The following is an 18,618-nucleotide window of genomic DNA, read 5'->3' on the forward strand; positions in this document are numbered from 1 at the left end:
GTTTGCCCCCGATAGGGGCTGCCAATCACTGCAGCAGTGTCTGATCCACCGTGATGGGGGCAAGCCCCCTCGCTACAGCGGCGGTCAAAATCTCAAGACCACATAGAGTCCCAGCGCGCCGAGCGCGCTGCAGGCGAACCCCAAGGCGGCGATTTCCGGCAGCGCCACCGGCGTACGGTTCTCGCTGATCGCGCGGGCGCTGACCCGGTAGCGCCGCCATTGCCCCAGCCAGATCGTCACCACGCTGAGCATCGCCACGCCGATGAGGCCGAAGGCAAACGCGCCGTGGTGTGGGATCCAGCGCAAGAACAACGTGCTGACCGCCAGCAATGACAGCAGCGTGCGCCGCCACGCCAACAGGGTGCGTTCCGGTTGCAGGCCGACGTCATGGTGCAGGCTGGTCATCGCGGTTCACACCTGGCGCAACGCAACGAAAGCGATCAGTACCGCCGTCACCAGTGCGCCGCCAATGGACAGCAACGGCACCAGCAGCGGCAAGGGCAACGGATTGCGCTGGCGCATCGCCCGTTCGACATTCAGCCAGCGCAGGCAAGCACTGACACTGATAAGCATGCCCAGCACCAGCAGGGTGATGGCCAGCGTCTTGCGCAATTCAGGCATGAACACATCGGCGGTGAAGGCCTCGACGGCAATGCCACCCGCCATCAGCGCCAGCGCGGTACGAATCCACGCCAGGAAGGTGCGTTCGTTGGCCAAGGTAAAGCGTGGATCGGGTTCGCTGCCGCCGCCGAGCAGATCCAGGGTGCGTCTGCTGCGCGGCGTTGGCGCTGCGGTATGAGGGTGCGGCTTGGCTGCCGGGGGCGGTGATGAGTGGGAATCCATGGCGCGGTAGGGCTCGCAGGTCGGGGCCGCGCTGGTGCGTCAGCGTAGGCTCGGGGCATCTTAGCAGAGCCCGGCGCCGGCCACGAATCTGCCTGCGACCTGATGAAACACACAGGCGACGCCGATTGTGGGGTGGCAAACAATCCATTAACAGATAACATGGCGCTCCTCTGACTGATGACGGAACAGCATGTGTCATGGCTTTTGACGAACGTTCAATGAATGGAATGGGTGTATTTGTCGCCATTGTCGAGCAAGGCAGCTTTGCAGCGGCAGGTGACATTCTGGATATGTCACAGCCCGGCGTCAGCCGCGCCATCGCCCGGCTGGAGGCACGCCTGGGGGTCCGCTTGTTCGACCGCACCACCCGCACGGTGAGCCTCACCGAGGACGGTCGGCGCTTTCATTCATTGGTGATGCCGTTGCTCGCCGGGCTCGAAGAAGCCGCCGACAGTACTACCCGCGGCGCGGCGGCGGTGCGTGGACGTTTGCGGGTCAACATCGACCCTAGTCTGGCGCGGTTGCTGTCTGGCGCTCTGATCGGGGAATTCCTGCGCGCCTACCCTGAGGTCCAGCTCGAGCTGGTGACCCGCGAGCGCCTCGGGGACCTGGTCGGCGAAGGGTTCGACTTGGGGCTGCGTTTTGGCGAGCCGCCCGTCAGCCACTTGCAGGCCAGTCAGTTAATGGACACTCGGCTGCTGACCGTCGCCACACCCGGCTATCTGGCCGCTCATGGCCGGCCGCGCACCCCGCAGGAGCTGGCCGACCATCGCTGCATTCAGTATCGCGATGCCGAGCTTGGGCGTTTGCATGACTGGGCGTTCCATCGTGGCCGCCAGCGCTTGGACGTGACTACCGAAGGCGTATTGACGGTCAACGACGTCAACACCTTGCACAGTTGTTGCCTGGCGGGTGAGGGGATCGCCCAGTTGATGGCACTGGGCAACGAAGCGCTGCTGGCGCAGGGCTGCCTGGTCGAGCTGTTCCCCGACTGGCCTGACGAGCGGCTGAGCCTGTATTCACTGCTGCCGCCACGCATGCAACCCCCCGCCAAAAGTCGCGCGTTCGTGGACTTCGTCAGCCGCCGGATAGGCTGAGCACGACCGCACGCGGATGCTTACTTGCGCTGGTTGGCCGAAACGGCGGCGCGCAGGGCCAACAGGTAGCTGTCGACACCAAGGCCACAGATCTGCCCCGTGACGATTTCGCCGAATACCGAGTGATGGCGGAATTCTTCACGGGCATGAATGTTGGACATGTGCACTTCGATCACCGGCACTTCCAGAATCGCCAGCGCATCGCGGATGCCGTAGCTGTAGTGAGTCCAGGCGCCAGCGTTGATCAGCACGGCATCGACCTTGTCGAGGTAGCCCTGGTGAATGCGCTCGCACATCTCGCCTTCATGGTTGGTCTGAAAGGTCTCGACCGTGGTGTCCAGCTCCTTGCCCAGGGCGCGCAGCTGGTCGTCGATCTCGGCCAGGGTGATGGTGCCGTACTGCTTTGGATCGCGCTTGCCGAACATGTTGTGATTGATGCCGTGGAGCATGAGCACTTTCATCGGTTTACCTTTTTTGCAGGATCAATGCGGTTGAAATCGATCGACACCGCAGGTCTCAAGGACAGGATTATTCTTGTCGCGGCGTGGGTGTGTCGATCCGAAAGACGCCGCCCCCATCAGCGGTGGGCGCCCGAGGCAAACTTGTAGCCGAGGCGGCGTTGTCTTTCAACTGAATATTTTTTCGTGGCGCGCTTGAACTACCATGGCCTACAGTCCGCCAAACAGAAGTACGGCTCGTCTGTCTCGGGCCCGGCGTTTGGCGTGCGGCGTGCGGCGTGCGACGTATAGTTAAGTTATCGCCACTGGCTGTATGTTCCCGACAATCGCCCCGCGAGGAGAGCCACCCGACGATGTGGATTGTGCTTGCGCTGTTGGTCGTCCTGCTGATGCTCGGCGGCGCCGCGATTTACCTGCTGCATGCTCGGCGTGTGCCCGTGTCTTTGGGGCAGGGCACGCTGGCTCATCGAGAGCTTGGCAGCGCGCCGCTCGCGCGCCATTACGACACCTACGTCCCACGCGAACTGGTCCCGGACGCTCCGCTGGTGATTGCGCTGCATGGCGAGAGACAAGATCCTGCAGCGATGCGCGGGTTGATCGGCCAGGCGCTGGAGCAGCAGGCGCGCGTATGCGGCTTCGCGGTGGCCTATCCGGCCGCCCAGCCAGCCGGGTGGGGCAGTGGCAGCCCCGAGGACATAGCGTTTATTCAGGCCATGATCGAGGCAATGGCTGTCGAGCATGCAATCGATGTCGAGCGGGTCTATGTACTGGGTTATGGCAGCGGCGGCCAGATGGTCTATCGGCTGGCACTGGCAGTGCCACAGCAGCTGGCCGGTGCCGCCGCGATCGCCGCCAGTTTGCCGATCGGTGACGCCCCCGGGCCGGCAGCGGGCGGCGTGGCAGTGCCGATGCTGATCATCAACGGGACGGCTGACCGGCTCAATCCGTTCGAGGGCGGCAGCGGAAGCTGGTTCGGCCTGGCCCGGTGCGACGCGGTGCGCTCATCGATGGCGACCGCAGAATTTTTCGCGCAGCGGGCGGGTGCTCGGTTGCAGCAGGACGACACCGTGTCGGCTCACCAATTGCCGAAACTGGCGCCCATGCGCAGCCTGTGGCGCAATCCCCAAGGCGTCACGGTGGTGTTGTATGCGCTCAAGGGTGGCGGCCATGTGGTGCATCAACCCTATGTGCGGCAACCTCGCTGGCTGGGCGCGATGAATCCGGGGTTCGATGTGGCGGCCCAGGCCTGTCTGTTCTGGCAGCTCTAGCGAGCAGGGGTGCGGGTTCAGCCGTCTGCGGGTTCGCCGCTGGAGGCACCGGGCCGTTCGCCTTCGAGCAATTGGCGCTTGCGCTCCACGCCCCAGCGATAGCCCGAGAGCCCGCCGTCACTGCGTACCACGCGATGGCAGGGGATCGCCACGGCCAGCGTGTTGGCGCCGCAGGCCTGGGCCACTGCGCGGTAGGCGTGGGGTGCGCCGATCTGCGCGGCAATCTGCGCATAGCTGGCAGTGCTGCCCACCGGGATGGTGCGCAGTGCCTGCCAGACGCGCTCCTGAAAGGCGGTGCCGCGGATATCCAGCGGCAGGTCGAGGCCCAGCGCCGGGGCCTCGATAAAGCCCACCACCTGTGCGACCAACTGTTCGAAATCGCCGTCGCCACCGATGAACTCGGCATTGGCGAATTGCCGTTGGAGCTCTTGCAGCAGTTGATCGGGATCGTCGCCCAACAGGATGGCGCAGATACCCCGGTTGCTTTGCGCCACCAGAATCGAACCCAGTGAGCATTCACCCACGGCGAAGCGAATGCGGTTGTTGTGGCCGCGGCCGCGAAAGTCTGCGGGCTTCATGCCAAGCAGGCCGGTGGCGGCCTCGTAGAAGCGACCATTGGAGTTGAAGCCTGCGTCGTAGAAGGCCTCGGTGATCGAGCCGCCCTGAGTCAGCGCCGTGCGCAGCTTGCGTGCCCGGTGCGCAGCGCCGTAGGCCTTGGGTGTGAGTCCGGTGGCGGCCTTGAACTGGCGATGAAAGTGGAACGCACTGAGCCCCACGGCGTCCGCCACCTCGTTGAGGCTCGGCAGGGTGTCGGCCTGTTCGATCAGTTGGCAGGCGCGGGTGATGCGCTCGGCATTCGGGGTGGTGGATGCGGGTTTCATATCGGACTCGACGTTCAGGCGATGAGCTCACTATAAAGCCCTGCAAGATCGATAAAACTCCGAGTCTTGCTCTTGGCCCTGTAGCGAGGGTCTCGCACTAGGAAGGGACGGGTCAGCCTCCATGGTGGTTGTCTGGAAATCTGTCCAGAGTAAGCCCCTTCGCTACAGGCAATCGGTAGGGAAAATCAGAAGTTCATGCTGTAGAACAGCGAGTACGACTCGATCCCCTCGTTAGGCTCGCTGAGCCCGGCGTTGGAATAGTGAATGACGCGCACACCGAAGCGGTGCACCTGGGCGATCTTCAGGCCCACCCCCAGGCGGTCCTCGAAGTTGAATGAGGAGCCCAGATCGCGACTGCCCACATGGGTGCCGCTGAAACCGGCGATGCCGACGCCGGCTTCGAGGTAGGGCACCACAGTGCCACCGCCAAACTCATAGACGAACACCGGTGCAAAAGAAATCGACTGCCGCGCGCTGGTGTGTTCACCCGCTTCCCAGTAGGTGAAGCCCAGGTCCCAGTAACCGGTGAGGTGGCCCACCGAGGACTGCAGCCAGGTCTTGTCCCAATCCAGCCCCAGGCCGACTCGGTAGGTCATGTCGCTCTGACCGGTCATGCCGACTGCGCCGCTGATCGTGGCTGCCTGGGCGCTGCCGGCCATGGCAGCTACCAGACACCCCATCGCACATTTGATTGCGAGACTACGCTTCAACCCCATTTTTCAAGCTCCATCTGGTTTGTTTTTTTATGACGTACTGTCCAGGTTTCACCGTCGCTTGCACAACGCCTTGATAGAGGCCTCCAAAGGCGGCCCTCCAGGCTTTTGTAACATCAACTTTACAAGCCAGTGTTCGCTAATGACCTTAGGTCATTGCGTAAAGTTCTACAGGTTCATTACGCTTTTTTCACCGATTTTTCAGATGCCATTCACGTCTGTCCTTTGGCATGTATGCCGCTAGCCACGGGGTGTGCGTCGCGGTCTGGAAACGACCGATTCGATATTTTTGCGCCCGATCAGCAGCTTAGGCGAGGAGGTGGGCGCCAAGTCGGGTTCTGCGGTCAGCCATTTGTACATCACCAGGCAATCCACTAACCCGTGTAGAGCGTGGCGATAGGCTTTGGGCAAGCGTCCGACCACCTCGAACCCGAGTTTCTGCCACAAGGCTACTGCCACTTCGTTGCTGGCGACCACCGAGTTGAACTGCATGGCCAAAAATCCGTTATCGCGCGCCAGCTGCTGGGAGTGCTCGCACATCAGCCGTGCTACGCCTTTGCCACGCGCCGCCTCGGTGACCATGTAGCCGCAGTTGCTGACATGGCTGCCGGGCCCGGCGGCATTGGCCTTGAGGTAGTAACTGCCGAGCAACTGGCCATCTGCCTCGGCCACCAGAGCGTGCAAGGGCAGTTCAAGCCACAGATAGCGGGCTTGCTCGAAGGTCAGGGCCGGGTCGTAGGCATAGGTTTGCCGGGCCTCGGCGACGGCCTGGAAGGTCGGCCAGAAGCGCTCGAAATCGGCGGCGGTCATGGGGCGGATGTCGATCATAAAGTCCTCGGAGGGCAAGCTGCGCAGCAGTCTAGCAGCCTGTCCTGGCTATTGCCTGGGGTGGCGCGGCAGCAACACATGCGGCAACCTGTCGCAACCGTTTGGCGCCAAACGGCCGGTCCTTAGCCAGGGGATTATTGTCCCGTGCACGGCACCGGCGTAGAATGCGCCGCATCTGGCCGTACCTCTCGTACCGAAAAACCATACCGATAAAAATTCTGCTCATTGCTGCTTCGTTCAAGGGATTCCCTTCGAGCGGGGTTTTCGTGCGTGGATTTTCTGTAGGGGCGGGTTTACCGGTTCTTGCGTGCAGCTCACGGCCGTTGCGGGCGCAAGGCACCATGAGGTTTGACGGACACTCGATGAATACATCCACGAGCACTCAGGCTGGCAGCTGGTTGAGCGTTATCGCTCTGGCTCTTGCCGCCTTCATCTTCAATACCACCGAATTCGTGCCGGTCGGCCTGTTGAGCGCGATCGGCCACAGCTTTTCGATGACCACTGCCCAGGTCGGGCTGATGCTCACTGTGTATGCGTGGGTGGTGACCTTGCTGTCGCTGCCGATGATGCTGCTGACCCGCAATATCGAACGGCGCACCTTGCTGGTAGCCGTGTTCGTGGTGTTTATCGCCAGCCACATTCTGTCCGGCATGGCTAACAGCTTTGCTGTGTTGCTGATCAGCCGCATCGGTATCGCCGTTGCCCACGCGGTGTTCTGGTCGATCACCGCGTCGCTGGCGGTGCGTGTAGCGCCGGCGGGCAAACAAGTGCAGGCGCTGGGGCTGCTGGCCACCGGCACGTCGCTGGCAATGGTGCTGGGCATCCCGATCGGGCGTATCGTCGGTGAAGCGCTGGGCTGGCGTACGACCTTCCTGGCGATCGCCGGGGTGGCGGCGCTGACCGTGCTGTGGCTGGCCAAGACGCTGCCGTTGCTGCCGAGCCAGAACTCGGGTTCGCTGCGCAGCTTGCCGATTCTGTTCAAGCGCCCGGCGCTGGTGTCGCTGTATGTGCTGACGGCGTTGGTGGTCACCGCGCACTTTACGGCCTACAGCTATATCGAACCCTTCGCGCAAGGGGTGGCGCGCTTGAGCGGCGACATGACCACCGTGCTGTTGCTGTTGTTCGGCGGCGCCGGAGTCATCGGTTCGCTGTTGTTCAGCCTGTACAGCAGCCGCTTCCCGCGGGGATTCCTGATCGCGTCGGTGGCGGTGCTGGGGCTGTGCCTGATGTTGCTGTTGCCGTTCTCTCTGAACGCTTCGCACCTGGGCGCCTTGAGTGTGATCTGGGGCGCGGCGATCATGTGCTTCGGCCTGGTGATGCAGTCCAAGGTCATCAGCCTGGCGCCAGATGCCACCGACGTGGCCATGGCCTTGCATTCCGGGATCTACAACATCGGTATCGGCGGCGGGGCGCTGCTGGGCAGCGTGGTGATGAGTCAGTTGGGCACATCGAACATCGGGCTGGTGGGCGGCATGCTGGCGGTCAGTGGCTTGTTGGTGTGCTGCTTCACGACCTATCGGTTCGCCAAGCCAGAAAATTCAGATGCTCTGGAAGATTGAACTGACACACTGAACGCTTGCAGCTTGCAGCTGTGGGAGCGGGTGGAGCCCGCTCCCCCAAGGTCAGGTCACTACGCGGTAGCACGGCTCGTACGCCGCGCCACCAGGCAGCTTCATCCGGTGTTGCGCCACGAACGCCTGCAGCAGTTTGTCCAGCGGCTGCATGATCGAGGCATCGCCGTGGATCTCGTAGGGGCCATGCTCCTCGATCAGGCGAATGCCCTTGTCCTTGACGTTGCCGGCCACGATCCCGGAAAACGCCCGGCGCAGGTTGGCGGCAAGTTCATGGGCCGGCAGGTCCTTGCGCAATTGCAGGCTGGCCATGTTGGCGTGGGTCGGATCGAACGGCCGCTGGAAGCTCTCCTCGATGCGCAACAGCCAGTTGAAATGGAAGGCGTCGTTGCGCTCGCGGCGGAACAGCCGCACATCCTTCAGGCCCGAGGCCATCTGCCGCGCGACTTCGACCGGATCGTCAATGATGATCTGGTAATGCTTGTGCGCCGCTTCACCCAGGGTAGCGCCGACGAAGGCGTGCAGTTGCTCGAGATACGGCGCCGCGCTTTTGGGCCCGGTGAGGATGACCGGGAAGGGCAGGTCGTGGTTGTCCGGGTGCATGAGGATGCCCAGCAGGTAGAGAAATTCCTCCGCCGTACCGGCGCCGCCCGGGAAGATGATGATGCCGTGGCCGACGCGCACGAAGGCTTCGAGGCGTTTTTCGATGTCCGGCAGGATCACCAGTTCGTTGACGATCGGGTTGGGCGCTTCGGCGGCGATGATGCCGGGTTCGGTCAGCCCCAGATAGCGGCCGCCTTCCAGGCGCTGCTTGGCATGGGCGATGGTGGCGCCCTTCATCGGGCCTTTCATCACGCCAGGGCCGCAGCCAGTGCAGATGTCGAGCTTGCGCAGGCCCAGCTCGTGACCGACGCGCTTGGTGTATTTGTACTCGTCCGAGTTGATCGAGTGACCGCCCCAGCACACCACCATCTTGGGCTCGACGCCGGCGCGCAGGGTGCGAGCGTTGCGCAGCAAATGGAAGACGTAGTCGGTGATGCCCTGGGAGTTGCTGAGGTCGATGCGTTGGCTTTCGAGCTCGCTTTCGGTGTAGACGATGTCGCGCAGGGCACTGAAGAGCATTTCACGGGTGCTGGCGATCATTTCGCCATCGACGAAAGCGTCGGCGGGCGCGTTCAGCAGTTCGAGGCGTACGCCGCGGTCCTGCTGGTGAATGCGGACTTCGAAGTTCTTGTAGGCTTCGAGGATGGTCTTGGCGTTGTCGACATGGGCGCCGGTATTGAGGATGGCCAGGGCGCACTGGCGAAAAAGGGTGTAGGTGCTGCCCGAACCGGCAGCGCTGAGCTGCTGCACTTCGCGTTGGGACAGGGTCTCCAGGCTGCCCTTGGGGCTGACCGAGGCATTGATGACGTGTCTTTGAGCCATACTCTGATTCCTTGAATCGACAGCTGCAGGCCACTGCGGCCCGCAAGCATCAGGCGGTGTTGCGGTTGGGCGCGACGCGAGCATTTCCTTATGGGTAATAAGCGGTTAGCGATTTATTTGACCCTAGCATAACCAAAACGTCAGAGCAGCTGTCGAGGAAAATTGGCGGGCAGGTTTCATCTCTTGAATTAGCGGTGATGCGGCTGGCCCGCGAAGGGCCCCTCCCGGCCGATACACAGCATCAACCCCCAAACTGCCCATACTCGGCGCGCTTGCGGCCATTGTGCTTGGCCAGATACAGCAACTCGTCGACCTTCTCGACAAAACTCAGCGCGTGGGCCTGCTGCCCCGGGATCATGGTCCCCACCCCGAGGCTGACCGTCAGCCAGGTCGATACCTGCGAGCGCTCGTGGGGGATCTGCGCCTGGCGAATCAACTGCTGGCACTTGTTGGCCACTTCGCGGGCCGAGGCGGCATCGGTCTCGGGCAGTACCCAGATGAACTCCTCACCGCCCATGCGGGCGATGAAATCCAGCGGTCGATTGGCCGCCAGGCTGAGGCTCTGGGCGACGCGCTTGAGGCATTCGTCACCCTTCATGTGGCCGTAGCAATCGTTGTACTGCTTGAAGTAATCGATGTCCGCGAGAATCAGCGAAATCGGCTTCTGGCTGCGTTGCGCCTGTGCCCATTCGCGCTCCAGCACCTTGTCGAGCATGCGCCGGTTGGCGATGCCGGTCAGACCATCGCTGAAGGAGAACTCCTCCAGTTGTTTTTGCAGCTGGAGCAGATGCTCCTCGGTGGCCTTGCGCTCGCTGATATCGAACATGAAACCCACCAACGCCTCGACCTTGCCGTCCTTGCGGATCACGTGGACCACGTCGCGGATCCAGACATACCCGCCGTCCTTGGTCAGCGCTCGATAGTCGGCCTCATGATCGACGCCGGCCTGGGACTGCGTCACGCAGAACTCCACCACATAATCGCGATCATCCGGGTGCATGCGCTCGACCCAGTCGTTGATGCCCACCCAGCTTTGTGGCGTCCAGCCCAGCAGCGCCTCGATCTGCGGGCCGACGTAGGTAAAGGTCATGGTGTCCCAGTCGATGCGCCAGGGAATGGCCTTGGTGGATTCGAGCAGGGTCTTGTAGACGTCGCTTTCAGGTTCGAGAGGGAAGTTGGGCATGGGGAGGCTTCGAATAAAGAGATGGGCGGTGCTCGATAGCATGTTGCCACTAGCGCGGATTTGCGCAAGGCCCGTGCGTGGCAACGGACGAACGGCCAGGCGCGCAGCTCGCGCCGATGAAAGTTGCTCATGTGGCGACGCACCTGCTGAAACCGGCGTCCGAATGCAGTATTGTTACAGCCATTGTCAATAATCAGCGGCCTGAAAGGTTCAGGCGGTCGTTCAAAGCGTAGAGGGTGTCATGGGTCACGAAAGCCTTAACTGGGACAAACTGGGGTTCGATTACATCAAGACCGATTTGCGCTATTTGTCTAACTGGAAGGACGGTGACTGGCAGCCAGGCACCCTGACCGAAGACAATGTGCTGCACATCAGCGAAGGTTCCACCGCCCTGCATTACGGCCAGCAGTGCTTTGAAGGCCTCAAGGCCTATCGCTGCAAGGACGGTTCGATCAACCTGTTCCGCCCGGATCAGAACGCCTTGCGCATGGCGCGCAGCTGCCATCGCACGTTGATGCCGCACGTGCCGACCGAGATGTTCATCGATGCCTGCAAGCAGGTGGTCAAGGCCAACGAACGCTTCATCCCGCCCTATGGCAGCGGTGGCGCCCTGTACCTGCGCCCGTTCGTGATCGGCGTGGGCGACAACATCGGCGTGCGTACCGCCCCTGAATTCATCTTCTCGGTGTTCTGCATCCCGGTCGGTCCTTACTTCAAGGGCGGCATGAAGCCGCACAACTTCCAGATCTCCAGCTACGACCGTGCAGCCCCCAACGGCACCGGTGCCGCCAAGGTAGGTGGCAACTACGCCGCCAGCCTGCAACCGGGTGCGGCTGCCAAGAGCGCCGGCTTTGCCGATTGCATCTACCTCGATCCGCAAACCCACACCAAGATCGAAGAGGTCGGTTCGGCCAACTTCTTCGGCATCACCGCCAACAACGAGTTCGTCACGCCGAAATCGCCGTCGGTGTTGCCGGGCATCACCCGCCTGTCGCTGATCGAGCTGGCGCAAACGCGCCTGGGCCTGACCGTGATCGAAGGGGACGTGTTCATCGACAAGATCGACCAGTTCGTCGAAGCTGGCGCGTGCGGCACCGCCGCGGTGATCTCGCCGATCGGCGGCATCGAATACGACGGCAAGATGCACGTGTTCTACAGCGAGACCGAAGTCGGCCCGGTGACCCAGCGTCTGTACAACGAGCTGACCGGCGTGCAGGCCGGTGACATCGAAGGCCCGGCGGGCTGGATCGTCAAGGTGTAAGACCCAACTGCAGGACGACGACCCATCCACGGCGCACGCGGTGGATGGGTTTTTTTATGGCAGGCTCGTTATCGCGCCGGTTCATCCGCGCTTGCGAATGATCATGCGCTGGATGCGCTTGCCGGACGCTTCGCTCAGGTCTTCGCGATCCAGCAGCACCCGGTGGCCGAGGCATTCCTGGAGGATCAGCGATTTATCGAAGGCCGAATACAGGCGACGATGCTGATCGCGCTTGGCGCTGCCTTTCATCACGCGCCAACTGATATAGAGCACGCCGCCCGGCACCAGCAGGTCGAGCATGCGCGCCACCGAGGGGCGGATCAGGCGCAGGTCAAGGTGCATGATCACCGACTCGCAGAGGATGTTCTGGAAGCGTTCGCTGACAATGTTGGCCAGATCCGGCAGCGAGGACAGCTCGAAACGCAGGTTCGGGTAGCGATAGCGGGCGTGGTCGAGCAACAGGTCGCTGGCGTCATAACCCACGGTGTCGAAACCGGCGTTGTTGAGCCATGCCACGTCACGCCCGGCGCCGCAGCCGATATCGGCAGTGAGGCCAGGAGTGAAGAAGGTGTTCAGCAGGGTGTAGAGATCGCTGGGTTGCGGTTGCTCGTGCCAGTGCTGGGCGAAGGGCTTGGCGTAGACGTTATACGCGTTGAGGGTGTCGACATCCATGGCACATCTCCAAACAGGCTTTGGACTAAAGCCTGTTGCTGAATGTGCCAGTATTCCCCCGGCGACTGCAAGGGGGATTCGGGTTTCAGCTTTGATACTCGAGTGTTCTCAAGGGGTCATTTGCATCGATACACAACGCACCTCAGAACTTCGACGCAAAAAACATCCGAATCCCATCCAGCAAACGATGCAACCAGCCACCCTGAGGCGTGTCGGCCAAGGTCACCAGTGGCCGCGATACCAGCTTGTCGGTGCCATCGAACACGTCATAGCTGCCGACCACCGTGCCCACCGGCAATGGCGCGACCAGGTCCGGGTTGAGGTTGACGTGCGCGTTGAAATTCTGATGGCTGCGGCGCGGCAGGGTCAGCACCAAGTCGCTGGCCAGGCCGACCGGGACGGTATCGGCGGCGCCTTTCCACACATGCGGCTGTGCAAGCACCGCCCGGCCGTTCTGCAACTTGGCGTTTTCATAGAAACGGAAGCCGTAGGTCAGCAAGGTTTCGGTGTCCGAGGCTCGGTTGGCCATGCTGGTGGAGCCGAACACCGCCGTGATCAGGCGCTCGCCATTGCGCACCGCCGAGGTCACCATGCAGTAGCCGGCGGCGTCGGTGTGGCCGGTCTTGAGGCCGTCGACCGAGGCGTCGCGCCATAGCAGCAGGTTGCGGTTCGGCTGGCGAATCCCGCCCCAGGTGAAGTACTTGTTGGCGTACAGCGGGTAGTAGGCGGGTTCGTCGTGAATGATCGACTGAGCCAGCACCGCCATGTCGTGGGCCGACGAGTAGTGGTCGTCGATCGGCAGGCCGGTGGGGTTCATGAAGTGGGAGTTGGTCATGCCCAGCTTCTGCGCGGTCTGGTTCATCATCCCGGCGAAAGCGTCTTCGCTGCCGGCGATGCGTTCGGAGAGCGCCACGGCGGCATCGTTGCCGGAATCGATCACCACGCCGTGCATCAAGTCGTCGACGCTGATCTGGCTGTTGGGGGTGATGAACATCCGCGAGCCGCCAGTGCGCCAGGCGTTATCGCTGATGGTGACCTTGTCGTCAGGCTTGAGACGTCCGGCCATGAGTTCATGGGTGGTGATGTACACCGTCATCAACTTGGTAAGGCTGGCCGGTGGCAGGCGCTCGTCGGGGTTCTGGCTGCTGATGATGGTGCCGGTGGTGGCGTCCATCATTACCCAGGACCGCGCGCCCAGTTGCGGCGGTGCAGGAATCATCGGCTCGGCGCTGCGCAGGGTTGCGGAGACGGGGCCGTCGGCAAGGGCCAAAGGTGTGATGGCGGCACAGGCGAGGGCGAGGGGCAACGGCAGCAAGCGAAAGGTCACGGACGGCGGGCCTTGAGTGAATATGAAAAAAAGGTCGCACACGGTAGGCCAGAGCCAGCGGCCGCTCAACGGGGGCGAGATTAAATAAAAGTTACTGGACGCGATGCAGCGCTTGAGTCATGCGGCCTGCAGCCGATAGCCGCCGTCGCGCAAGGTCAGCAGGGTCGGTGCGCCGGGGCCGACGAGCTTGCGGCGCAGGCGATCGATGTGCACTTCGATGATCTGGTTGCCGGGGTCGAAGGGGTAGCCCCACACCTGTTCGAACAGCATGGTGCTGGTCACCCGCTGGCCGATATTACGCAGCAGAAACGCCAGCAGCTTGACCTCCGAGGGCAGCAGTTCCAGCGCCTGACCATCGCGCGTGACCCGCTGGGTATCGAGTTCCAGATGCAAGGGCCCGCTGACCAGCGATGCAGACAGGTTCGCATCCTCGCCACGGCGCTGCAGCATGGCCAGCCGCGCTGCCAGTTCGCCACTGGTGAAAGGTTTGGTCAGGTAGTCGTCGCCGCTGCTGCGCAGGTGCTCGACGCTGGCGTCTACCCCGGCGGGCACGCTGAGCATCAGGATCGGCGTGTGGATATGCTGCTCGCGCAGGGTGGCGACGATGGTCAGGCCGTCGATGTCGGATAATCGCCGGGCCAGGATGATGCTGTCGTACCGGCCCGCTACGGCCATGGCCAGGCCGGTAGAGCCGTTGTCGGCCCATTGCACGCTGAACCCGTGCCCCTTGAGCTCCGCCATCACGGCCTGGGCCGTGACTTCATCCTGTTCGATTACCAGCACATACTTCATTGACGGCTCCGCTGCGTATCGGGCCGAAGGAACAGCCGTTCGGCCGGGCACACCTGGCGATATACCCTGTTCTCAGCCTAAGGGCGGTGCGTGGCGGCGGTAAATTAACTAATGTTTAATGCCCTTGCCCCTGTATGCGCGGCCTGCGGTCCGTTATGCGCAGTTGTGCATTGGCGGCTTTGCCTATAGCGTCTGTGATCCACGGGCGATACGACTGGAGTGGTAGATGAAGCTGTTCAGCCGTCTGACGTTACTGGTGACTTCGATGCTTGCCGTGTTGCTGCTGAGCCCCGCAGCACTGGCCGGCTGGCACACCGCGCTGGCGAACGCCCACCTGCTGGGCGCCGGGGACTTTCGCAAATTCGGCTTTCTGGTCTATACCGCGCGACTGTATACCCCGGCCGACCATCTGGACGACAGCACTCCCTTCGCCCTTGAATTGACCTACCACAGGTCGATCAAGGGCGACGCCCTGGTGGACGCCAGCATCAATGAAATCAAGCGTATCCAAGGCAGCGCAGTCAGTGCCGAGCAGCTGCAACGCTGGCGTGAACAGATGCAGCAGTCGTTCGTCGACGTAGAGGAAGGCAGCCGACTGACCGGCGTGTTTCTGCCGGGGCAAGGTGCACAGTTCTACGTCGGCGACCAGCTCAAGAGCGAGATCAAGGACCTGACCTACGCCAAGGCGTTCTTCGCCATCTGGCTCGATCCGCGCAGCCGCGATCCGGATCTGCGCGCGCAGTTGCTGGGCACAAGCAAGAACTAGCTGCCGATTCATTAACATTCATGGAGCGTCTGGACATGTCATCCGAATCCATACCGCTGGCACTGCTGGTGCCCATGCCGGACACCGTGGTACAGCGACTGCAGCAGCGTTTCGAGGTATTGAACCCCGCTGCCGAGGCCCTGAGCGATGCTCAATCGGCCCGCGTACAGGCGGTACTGACCAACGGCTCGCGGGGCTTGAGTGCTGCCGAGATCGACGCCATTCCGGCGCTGCGGATCGCCAGTGCCATGGGCGCCGGTCACGAGAACATCGATCATCAGCATGCCGCTCAGCGCGGTATCGCGGTGACCCACGGTGGCGGTGCCAATGCCGATATCGTTGCCGACCACGCCATGGCGCTGTTGGGCGCAGTGGTGCGGCGCATTCCGCAGATGGATCGCCTGGCCCGGGCCGGCTGCGATCGCAACACCCTGCCCAGCGACCCCGGCTTGCACCGGCGCCGCCTCGGCCTGGTGGGCGCCGGCCATATCGGCCGCTGCCTGGCCAAGCGTGCGGGCGGCTACGACATGGACATCGGCTATCACAGCCGCAACCCGGTGACGGATTGGCCGCCGCGCTACTTCGCCGACCTGACGGCCCTGGCGCACTGGTGCGATTTTCTCGTAGTGGCGGTGCCCGGTGGCGCGGCGACCTTGCACCTGATCGACAGCTCGATCCTGCAAGCGCTGGGCCCTGAAGGCTACCTGGTGAACGTCGGCCGCGGCTCAGTGGTGGACACCACGGCATTGGCGACAGCGTTGCGCGAGGGCGTGATCGCCGGGGCAGCGCTGGATGTCTACGAAAGCGAGCCCGCTCGGCCCGAGGCGCTGTTGGAGTTCGAGAATCTGGTACTGACCCCGCACATCGCCGGCCGCTCCGATTCGGCCTGGGCCGGGCAGACGGAGCTGTTCATCGATAACGTCGAGCGTTATCTGGCAGGGCAGGCGATGGTCAATCCGGTGAGGTGATTCCCCATCAGGAGCAAGGATAGCTCCAAACGAATTTTTGGCGGAACTCTGAATTAACCGAATAGTCCGATATGCTTTTTAATTCTTGAATGCGATAAAAAAATTATTTTTAATAATAATTCACCTGTCATAAATTGCCTCCCGTCGCCAGCGGTCCACCGCAACGAGCCCATTAGGGGCTCAAGTCCATTCGGATGTACGGCAAGCCATCGCTTGCCTTCGAGCCCCAGCAGAAACTCAAGACTTTCATGTCTGCACTGGAATCGAGCATGAACACCTCTTCACAGCTGGCAATGGCCATTGCCCTCGGCATCGCCGCCCAACAAGCGGGCGCCGCCGGTTTCATCGACGACAGCAAGGCCACGCTGAGCCTCAAAAACCTCGACTTGTCCAACGACATTCGCGAGAGTCAAGGCAAGGTTGGCAACAGCGCCTACAGCGGCCAGGTACACAACTGGGGCCAGGCCTTCGTGCTCAAGGTGCAGTCTGGTTATACCGAAGGTGCCGTGGGCTTTGGCCTGGATGCGCTGGGCACCTATGCGGTGCGGCTGGACGGTGGCGGCAAAGTCGGCAAGGCCGGCGAGGACCGCAGCCCAGGCAACCTGTTTCCTACCGATGGGGGCCATGATGCCGACCAGTTCGGGCGTCTGGGGCTGACTGGCAAGGTGCGCTTCGCCAAGACCGAGGTCAAGACCGGCACCCTGATCCCTAACTTGCCGATCCTCGTGCCCAACGATGGCCGCCTGTTGCCGCAGACGTTCGAGGGTACGCAATTCATCAGCAAGGATATCGATCACCTGACCTTCACCGGCGGGCTGATCGAGCACGCTGTCGGCCGTGCTTCGACCAACAGCACCGGGCTCGCGGTCAGTGGCGGTACTCAGCAAAGCAACAAGTTCTGGTTCGCCGGTGGCGATTATGCCGTCACCAAGAGCCTCACCGCGCAGTACTACTACGCGAACCTTGAAGACTACTACACCCAGCACTTCGCCGGCCTGACCCACATCTGGGCCATCGACAAGAGCCAATCGTTCAAGACCGACCTGCGCTTCTTCCACACCGGTTCCGACGGCGCCAACGGCAGTGCTTCCGGGCGCGCCGAAGGCTACAAGACGAGCGGGTATGCACGCACCCCCGGCGAGATCCAGAACAACACCTGGAGCGCGTCGTTCACCTACGCGCTGGGCGGCCACAGCTTCATGGCCGGCCATCAGCGGGTCTCGGAAGGCAGCAACTTCGTGCAGCTCAACCAGGGCAGCCTGGTCAACGAAGGTGCCGGCGGCGGTACCACCTACCTGATCACCGACCGTTTGATCTCCAACTTCGCCCGTGCCGGGGAGAACACCAGCTTTGCCCAGTACATCTATGACTTCGCAGGCCTTGGGCTGCCGGGCCTGAAGTTCTCGACCATTTACCTCAATGGCCAGAACATCAAGGCGACGGCGGGCGGTGATCAGAACGAATGGGAGCGCGACATCGCTCTGGATTACGTGATCCAGGAAGGTACGTTCAAAGGCGTGGGCATCGGTGTGCGCAACGGTTCGTTCCGCACCAATGCGACAGGGGCCAGCGACATCGACCACAACCGCTTGATCCTCACCTATCAGCTGGCGTTGTTCTAGTAGACGGCGAGGGCGGGAGCGTGATTGCCGCCCACAGCCGGCGTGCTAACGAAACGCCGGCACGACCCGCTCAATGAACAACTTCAGGGATTTTTCTTTTCGGCGTGCGGCAGGCCGCTGTCGCACCAGAAGCCGAACGCGTCCACGCCCAGTCGTTGATGCCGGTATTGCCAGTGCAACATTCAGCGCGCGATACGCGGTTCCTTGAGCATCACCGGCGTGGCGATCTCGTGCACCTTGGCGTTGCCTTCCTGCTCGCCGCGCAGATAATCCAGCGCCACCTTGGCGGCCGCGCGCACGTGGTCGACCGATGCCTGGTGAGCGGCCAGGGCATCGCCGCTCTTGATCGCCGCGACGATGCGCTGCATCTCTTCGTTACTGGCGCTGCGGCGGTTTGCCTGGGACATCGACGTGGCCCGCAGGTAGCTGATGCGCGCCTGCAATTGGCGCAGCTGAGTGGCCGCGACCTTGTTGCCGGCGCCTTCGAGCAGCACATCGTAGAAACCCTGAACCGAATCCAGTACCGCTGGCAGCTCCTGCTCTTCAAGGGCCCTGCGATTGACCTCCAGGGCCTTCTCAAGGGCGCGGATGTCCTTGGCCTTGGCGTTGAGGGTGAACAGCTGCACGATCAAGCCCTCCAGCACACATTGCAGCTCATAGATGTCACAAGCGTCGGCCCAGGTGATGATCGCTACGCTCGGGCCCTTGGCGTCGGCGAATTCCACCAGGCCTTCGGACTCGAGGTGGCGTAGCGCTTCGCGTACTGACGTGCGGCTGACACCCAGACGTTCGCAGAGGTCGCGCTCTACCAGGCGGTCGCCGGGCAGCAGCTGGAAATTCATGATGGCGCCGCGCAGTTTGTCCAGGACGATTTCGCGCAGGGTGACGGGGTTGCGATGGACCTTGAAGCTATCGTCAAGTGGCAGGCGTTTCATCGGGTCCG

At 62.4% G+C, this 18,618-nt stretch carries 19 protein-coding genes and 1 pseudogene; 7 read left to right on the top strand and 13 right to left on the bottom strand.

What is annotated here, in order from left to right; all coding sequences use genetic code 11:
• Positions 1-84: 84 nt before the first annotated feature.
• Both REH34_RS27865 and REH34_RS27870 read right to left on the bottom strand, forming a co-directional pair.
• A complete protein-coding gene (locus REH34_RS27865) occupies positions 85-405 on the bottom strand; it encodes a DUF202 domain-containing protein (RefSeq protein WP_311969982.1) in 321 nt (106 codons plus the stop codon).
• 6 nt (positions 406-411) lie between these two features.
• The gene (locus REH34_RS27870) at positions 412-843 is read right to left on the bottom strand and encodes a DUF202 domain-containing protein (RefSeq protein WP_311969983.1); all 432 of its coding nucleotides are present in this window, start codon (positions 841-843) and stop codon (positions 412-414) included.
• Between the two features lie 218 nt (positions 844-1,061).
• On the opposite strand from REH34_RS27870, the gene REH34_RS27875 reads away from it, so the two are divergent.
• Positions 1,062-1,940 carry a LysR family transcriptional regulator gene (locus tag REH34_RS27875; protein ID WP_311969984.1) on the top strand — a complete coding sequence of 293 codons (879 nt, stop codon included), beginning with the start codon at positions 1,062-1,064 and terminating at the stop codon, positions 1,938-1,940.
• Positions 1,941-1,960: 20 nt separating this feature from the next.
• Here the strand turns inward: REH34_RS27875 and aroQ are convergent, their stop codons facing one another.
• Complete coding sequence (gene aroQ / locus REH34_RS27880) at positions 1,961-2,401, bottom strand: type II 3-dehydroquinate dehydratase (RefSeq protein WP_226502312.1); 441 nt, start codon at positions 2,399-2,401, stop codon at positions 1,961-1,963.
• Between the two features lie 350 nt (positions 2,402-2,751).
• Between aroQ and REH34_RS27885 the strand changes: the two genes are divergently transcribed.
• On the top strand, positions 2,752-3,666 hold the full coding sequence (locus REH34_RS27885) for a PHB depolymerase family esterase (RefSeq protein ID WP_311969985.1): 915 nt from the start codon (positions 2,752-2,754) through the stop codon (positions 3,664-3,666).
• Positions 3,667-3,683: 17 nt separating this feature from the next.
• Here REH34_RS27885 and ada read toward each other — a convergent pair whose 3' ends face one another.
• From ada to REH34_RS27900, 3 genes are all read right to left on the bottom strand, one after another.
• Positions 3,684-4,547 carry a bifunctional DNA-binding transcriptional regulator/O6-methylguanine-DNA methyltransferase Ada gene (gene ada, locus REH34_RS27890; protein ID WP_311969986.1) on the bottom strand — a complete coding sequence of 288 codons (864 nt, stop codon included), beginning with the start codon at positions 4,545-4,547 and terminating at the stop codon, positions 3,684-3,686.
• A gap of 185 nt (positions 4,548-4,732) precedes the next feature.
• A complete protein-coding gene (locus REH34_RS27895; RefSeq protein ID WP_311969987.1) occupies positions 4,733-5,206 on the bottom strand; it encodes an acyloxyacyl hydrolase in 474 nt (157 codons plus the stop codon).
• A 294-nt stretch (positions 5,207-5,500) separates the two neighbouring features.
• A complete protein-coding gene (locus REH34_RS27900; RefSeq protein WP_311969988.1) occupies positions 5,501-6,088 on the bottom strand; it encodes an N-acetyltransferase in 588 nt (195 codons plus the stop codon).
• 362 nt (positions 6,089-6,450) lie between these two features.
• On the opposite strand from REH34_RS27900, the gene REH34_RS27905 reads away from it, so the two are divergent.
• The gene (locus REH34_RS27905) at positions 6,451-7,647 is read left to right on the top strand and encodes a sugar transporter (RefSeq protein WP_226502316.1); all 1,197 of its coding nucleotides are present in this window, start codon (positions 6,451-6,453) and stop codon (positions 7,645-7,647) included.
• A 63-nt stretch (positions 7,648-7,710) separates the two neighbouring features.
• On the opposite strand, the gene ppnN is transcribed toward REH34_RS27905, so the two are convergent.
• A complete protein-coding gene (gene ppnN, locus REH34_RS27910; RefSeq protein WP_311969989.1) occupies positions 7,711-9,084 on the bottom strand; it encodes a nucleotide 5'-monophosphate nucleosidase PpnN in 1,374 nt (457 codons plus the stop codon).
• Positions 9,085-9,325: 241 nt separating this feature from the next.
• The gene (locus REH34_RS27915) at positions 9,326-10,267 is read right to left on the bottom strand and encodes a sensor domain-containing diguanylate cyclase (protein WP_311969990.1); all 942 of its coding nucleotides are present in this window, start codon (positions 10,265-10,267) and stop codon (positions 9,326-9,328) included.
• 241 nt (positions 10,268-10,508) lie between these two features.
• On the opposite strand from REH34_RS27915, the gene REH34_RS27920 reads away from it, so the two are divergent.
• Positions 10,509-11,528: a branched-chain amino acid aminotransferase gene (locus REH34_RS27920; RefSeq protein WP_226502319.1), complete on the top strand. Its 1,020-nt coding sequence runs from the start codon at positions 10,509-10,511 to the stop codon at positions 11,526-11,528.
• A gap of 81 nt (positions 11,529-11,609) precedes the next feature.
• Here REH34_RS27920 and REH34_RS27925 read toward each other — a convergent pair whose 3' ends face one another.
• From REH34_RS27925 to REH34_RS27935, 3 genes are all read right to left on the bottom strand, one after another.
• Entirely contained in the window at positions 11,610-12,200 is a 591-nt protein-coding gene (locus tag REH34_RS27925; RefSeq protein ID WP_226502320.1) for a bifunctional 2-polyprenyl-6-hydroxyphenol methylase/3-demethylubiquinol 3-O-methyltransferase UbiG, read from the bottom strand.
• Between the two features lie 142 nt (positions 12,201-12,342).
• Entirely contained in the window at positions 12,343-13,479 is a 1,137-nt protein-coding gene (locus REH34_RS27930) for a D-alanyl-D-alanine carboxypeptidase family protein (protein ID WP_311972177.1), read from the bottom strand.
• 165 nt (positions 13,480-13,644) lie between these two features.
• Positions 13,645-14,319 carry a response regulator transcription factor gene (locus REH34_RS27935; protein WP_311969991.1) on the bottom strand — a complete coding sequence of 225 codons (675 nt, stop codon included), beginning with the start codon at positions 14,317-14,319 and terminating at the stop codon, positions 13,645-13,647.
• Between the two features lie 226 nt (positions 14,320-14,545).
• Between REH34_RS27935 and REH34_RS27940 the strand changes: the two genes are divergently transcribed.
• The 3 genes from REH34_RS27940 (at position 14,546) to REH34_RS27950 (ending at position 17,675) form a co-directional block, all read left to right on the top strand.
• The gene (locus REH34_RS27940) at positions 14,546-15,085 is read left to right on the top strand and encodes a chalcone isomerase family protein (protein ID WP_311969992.1); all 540 of its coding nucleotides are present in this window, start codon (positions 14,546-14,548) and stop codon (positions 15,083-15,085) included.
• Positions 15,086-15,120: 35 nt separating this feature from the next.
• Positions 15,121-16,053, top strand: a complete 933-nt coding sequence (locus REH34_RS27945) for a 2-hydroxyacid dehydrogenase (RefSeq protein ID WP_311969993.1) — start codon at positions 15,121-15,123, stop codon at positions 16,051-16,053.
• Between the two features lie 269 nt (positions 16,054-16,322).
• Positions 16,323-17,675, top strand: coding sequence for an OprD family outer membrane porin (locus REH34_RS27950; protein ID WP_311969994.1), 1,353 nt, complete (start codon positions 16,323-16,325; stop codon positions 17,673-17,675).
• A gap of 45 nt (positions 17,676-17,720) precedes the next feature.
• On the opposite strand, the pseudogene REH34_RS27955 reads toward REH34_RS27950, so the two are convergent.
• Positions 17,721-17,836, bottom strand: a pseudogene (locus tag REH34_RS27955) (LLM class flavin-dependent oxidoreductase); the annotation flags it as partial.
• A gap of 21 nt (positions 17,837-17,857) precedes the next feature.
• Positions 17,858-18,610 carry a GntR family transcriptional regulator gene (locus REH34_RS27960; RefSeq protein WP_311969995.1) on the bottom strand — a complete coding sequence of 251 codons (753 nt, stop codon included), beginning with the start codon at positions 18,608-18,610 and terminating at the stop codon, positions 17,858-17,860.
• Between the last annotated feature and the right edge of the window lie 8 nt (positions 18,611-18,618).

Source organism: Pseudomonas baltica (assembly GCF_031880315.1).
Lineage (GTDB): Bacteria > Pseudomonadota > Gammaproteobacteria > Pseudomonadales > Pseudomonadaceae > Aquipseudomonas.

Coding starts and splice junctions, on each gene's coding strand:
- REH34_RS27865 (WP_311969982.1), bottom strand. CDS start 405: ATGACCAGCCTGCACCATGACGTCGGCCTGCAACCGGAACGCACCCTG.
- REH34_RS27870 (WP_311969983.1), bottom strand. CDS start 843: ATGGATTCCCACTCATCACCGCCCCCGGCAGCCAAGCCGCACCCTCAT.
- REH34_RS27875 (WP_311969984.1), top strand. CDS start 1,062: ATGAATGGAATGGGTGTATTTGTCGCCATTGTCGAGCAAGGCAGCTTT.
- aroQ (WP_226502312.1), bottom strand. CDS start 2,401: ATGAAAGTGCTCATGCTCCACGGCATCAATCACAACATGTTCGGCAAG.
- REH34_RS27885 (WP_311969985.1), top strand. CDS start 2,752: ATGTGGATTGTGCTTGCGCTGTTGGTCGTCCTGCTGATGCTCGGCGGC.
- ada (WP_311969986.1), bottom strand. CDS start 4,547: ATGAAACCCGCATCCACCACCCCGAATGCCGAGCGCATCACCCGCGCC.
- REH34_RS27895 (WP_311969987.1), bottom strand. CDS start 5,206: ATGGCCGGCAGCGCCCAGGCAGCCACGATCAGCGGCGCAGTCGGCATG.
- REH34_RS27900 (WP_311969988.1), bottom strand. CDS start 6,088: ATGATCGACATCCGCCCCATGACCGCCGCCGATTTCGAGCGCTTCTGG.
- REH34_RS27905 (WP_226502316.1), top strand. CDS start 6,451: ATGAATACATCCACGAGCACTCAGGCTGGCAGCTGGTTGAGCGTTATC.
- ppnN (WP_311969989.1), bottom strand. CDS start 9,084: ATGGCTCAAAGACACGTCATCAATGCCTCGGTCAGCCCCAAGGGCAGC.
- REH34_RS27915 (WP_311969990.1), bottom strand. CDS start 10,267: ATGCCCAACTTCCCTCTCGAACCTGAAAGCGACGTCTACAAGACCCTG.
- REH34_RS27920 (WP_226502319.1), top strand. CDS start 10,509: ATGGGTCACGAAAGCCTTAACTGGGACAAACTGGGGTTCGATTACATC.
- REH34_RS27925 (WP_226502320.1), bottom strand. CDS start 12,200: ATGGATGTCGACACCCTCAACGCGTATAACGTCTACGCCAAGCCCTTC.
- REH34_RS27935 (WP_311969991.1), bottom strand. CDS start 14,319: ATGAAGTATGTGCTGGTAATCGAACAGGATGAAGTCACGGCCCAGGCC.
- REH34_RS27940 (WP_311969992.1), top strand. CDS start 14,546: ATGAAGCTGTTCAGCCGTCTGACGTTACTGGTGACTTCGATGCTTGCC.
- REH34_RS27945 (WP_311969993.1), top strand. CDS start 15,121: ATGTCATCCGAATCCATACCGCTGGCACTGCTGGTGCCCATGCCGGAC.
- REH34_RS27950 (WP_311969994.1), top strand. CDS start 16,323: ATGAACACCTCTTCACAGCTGGCAATGGCCATTGCCCTCGGCATCGCC.
- REH34_RS27960 (WP_311969995.1), bottom strand. CDS start 18,610: ATGAAACGCCTGCCACTTGACGATAGCTTCAAGGTCCATCGCAACCCC.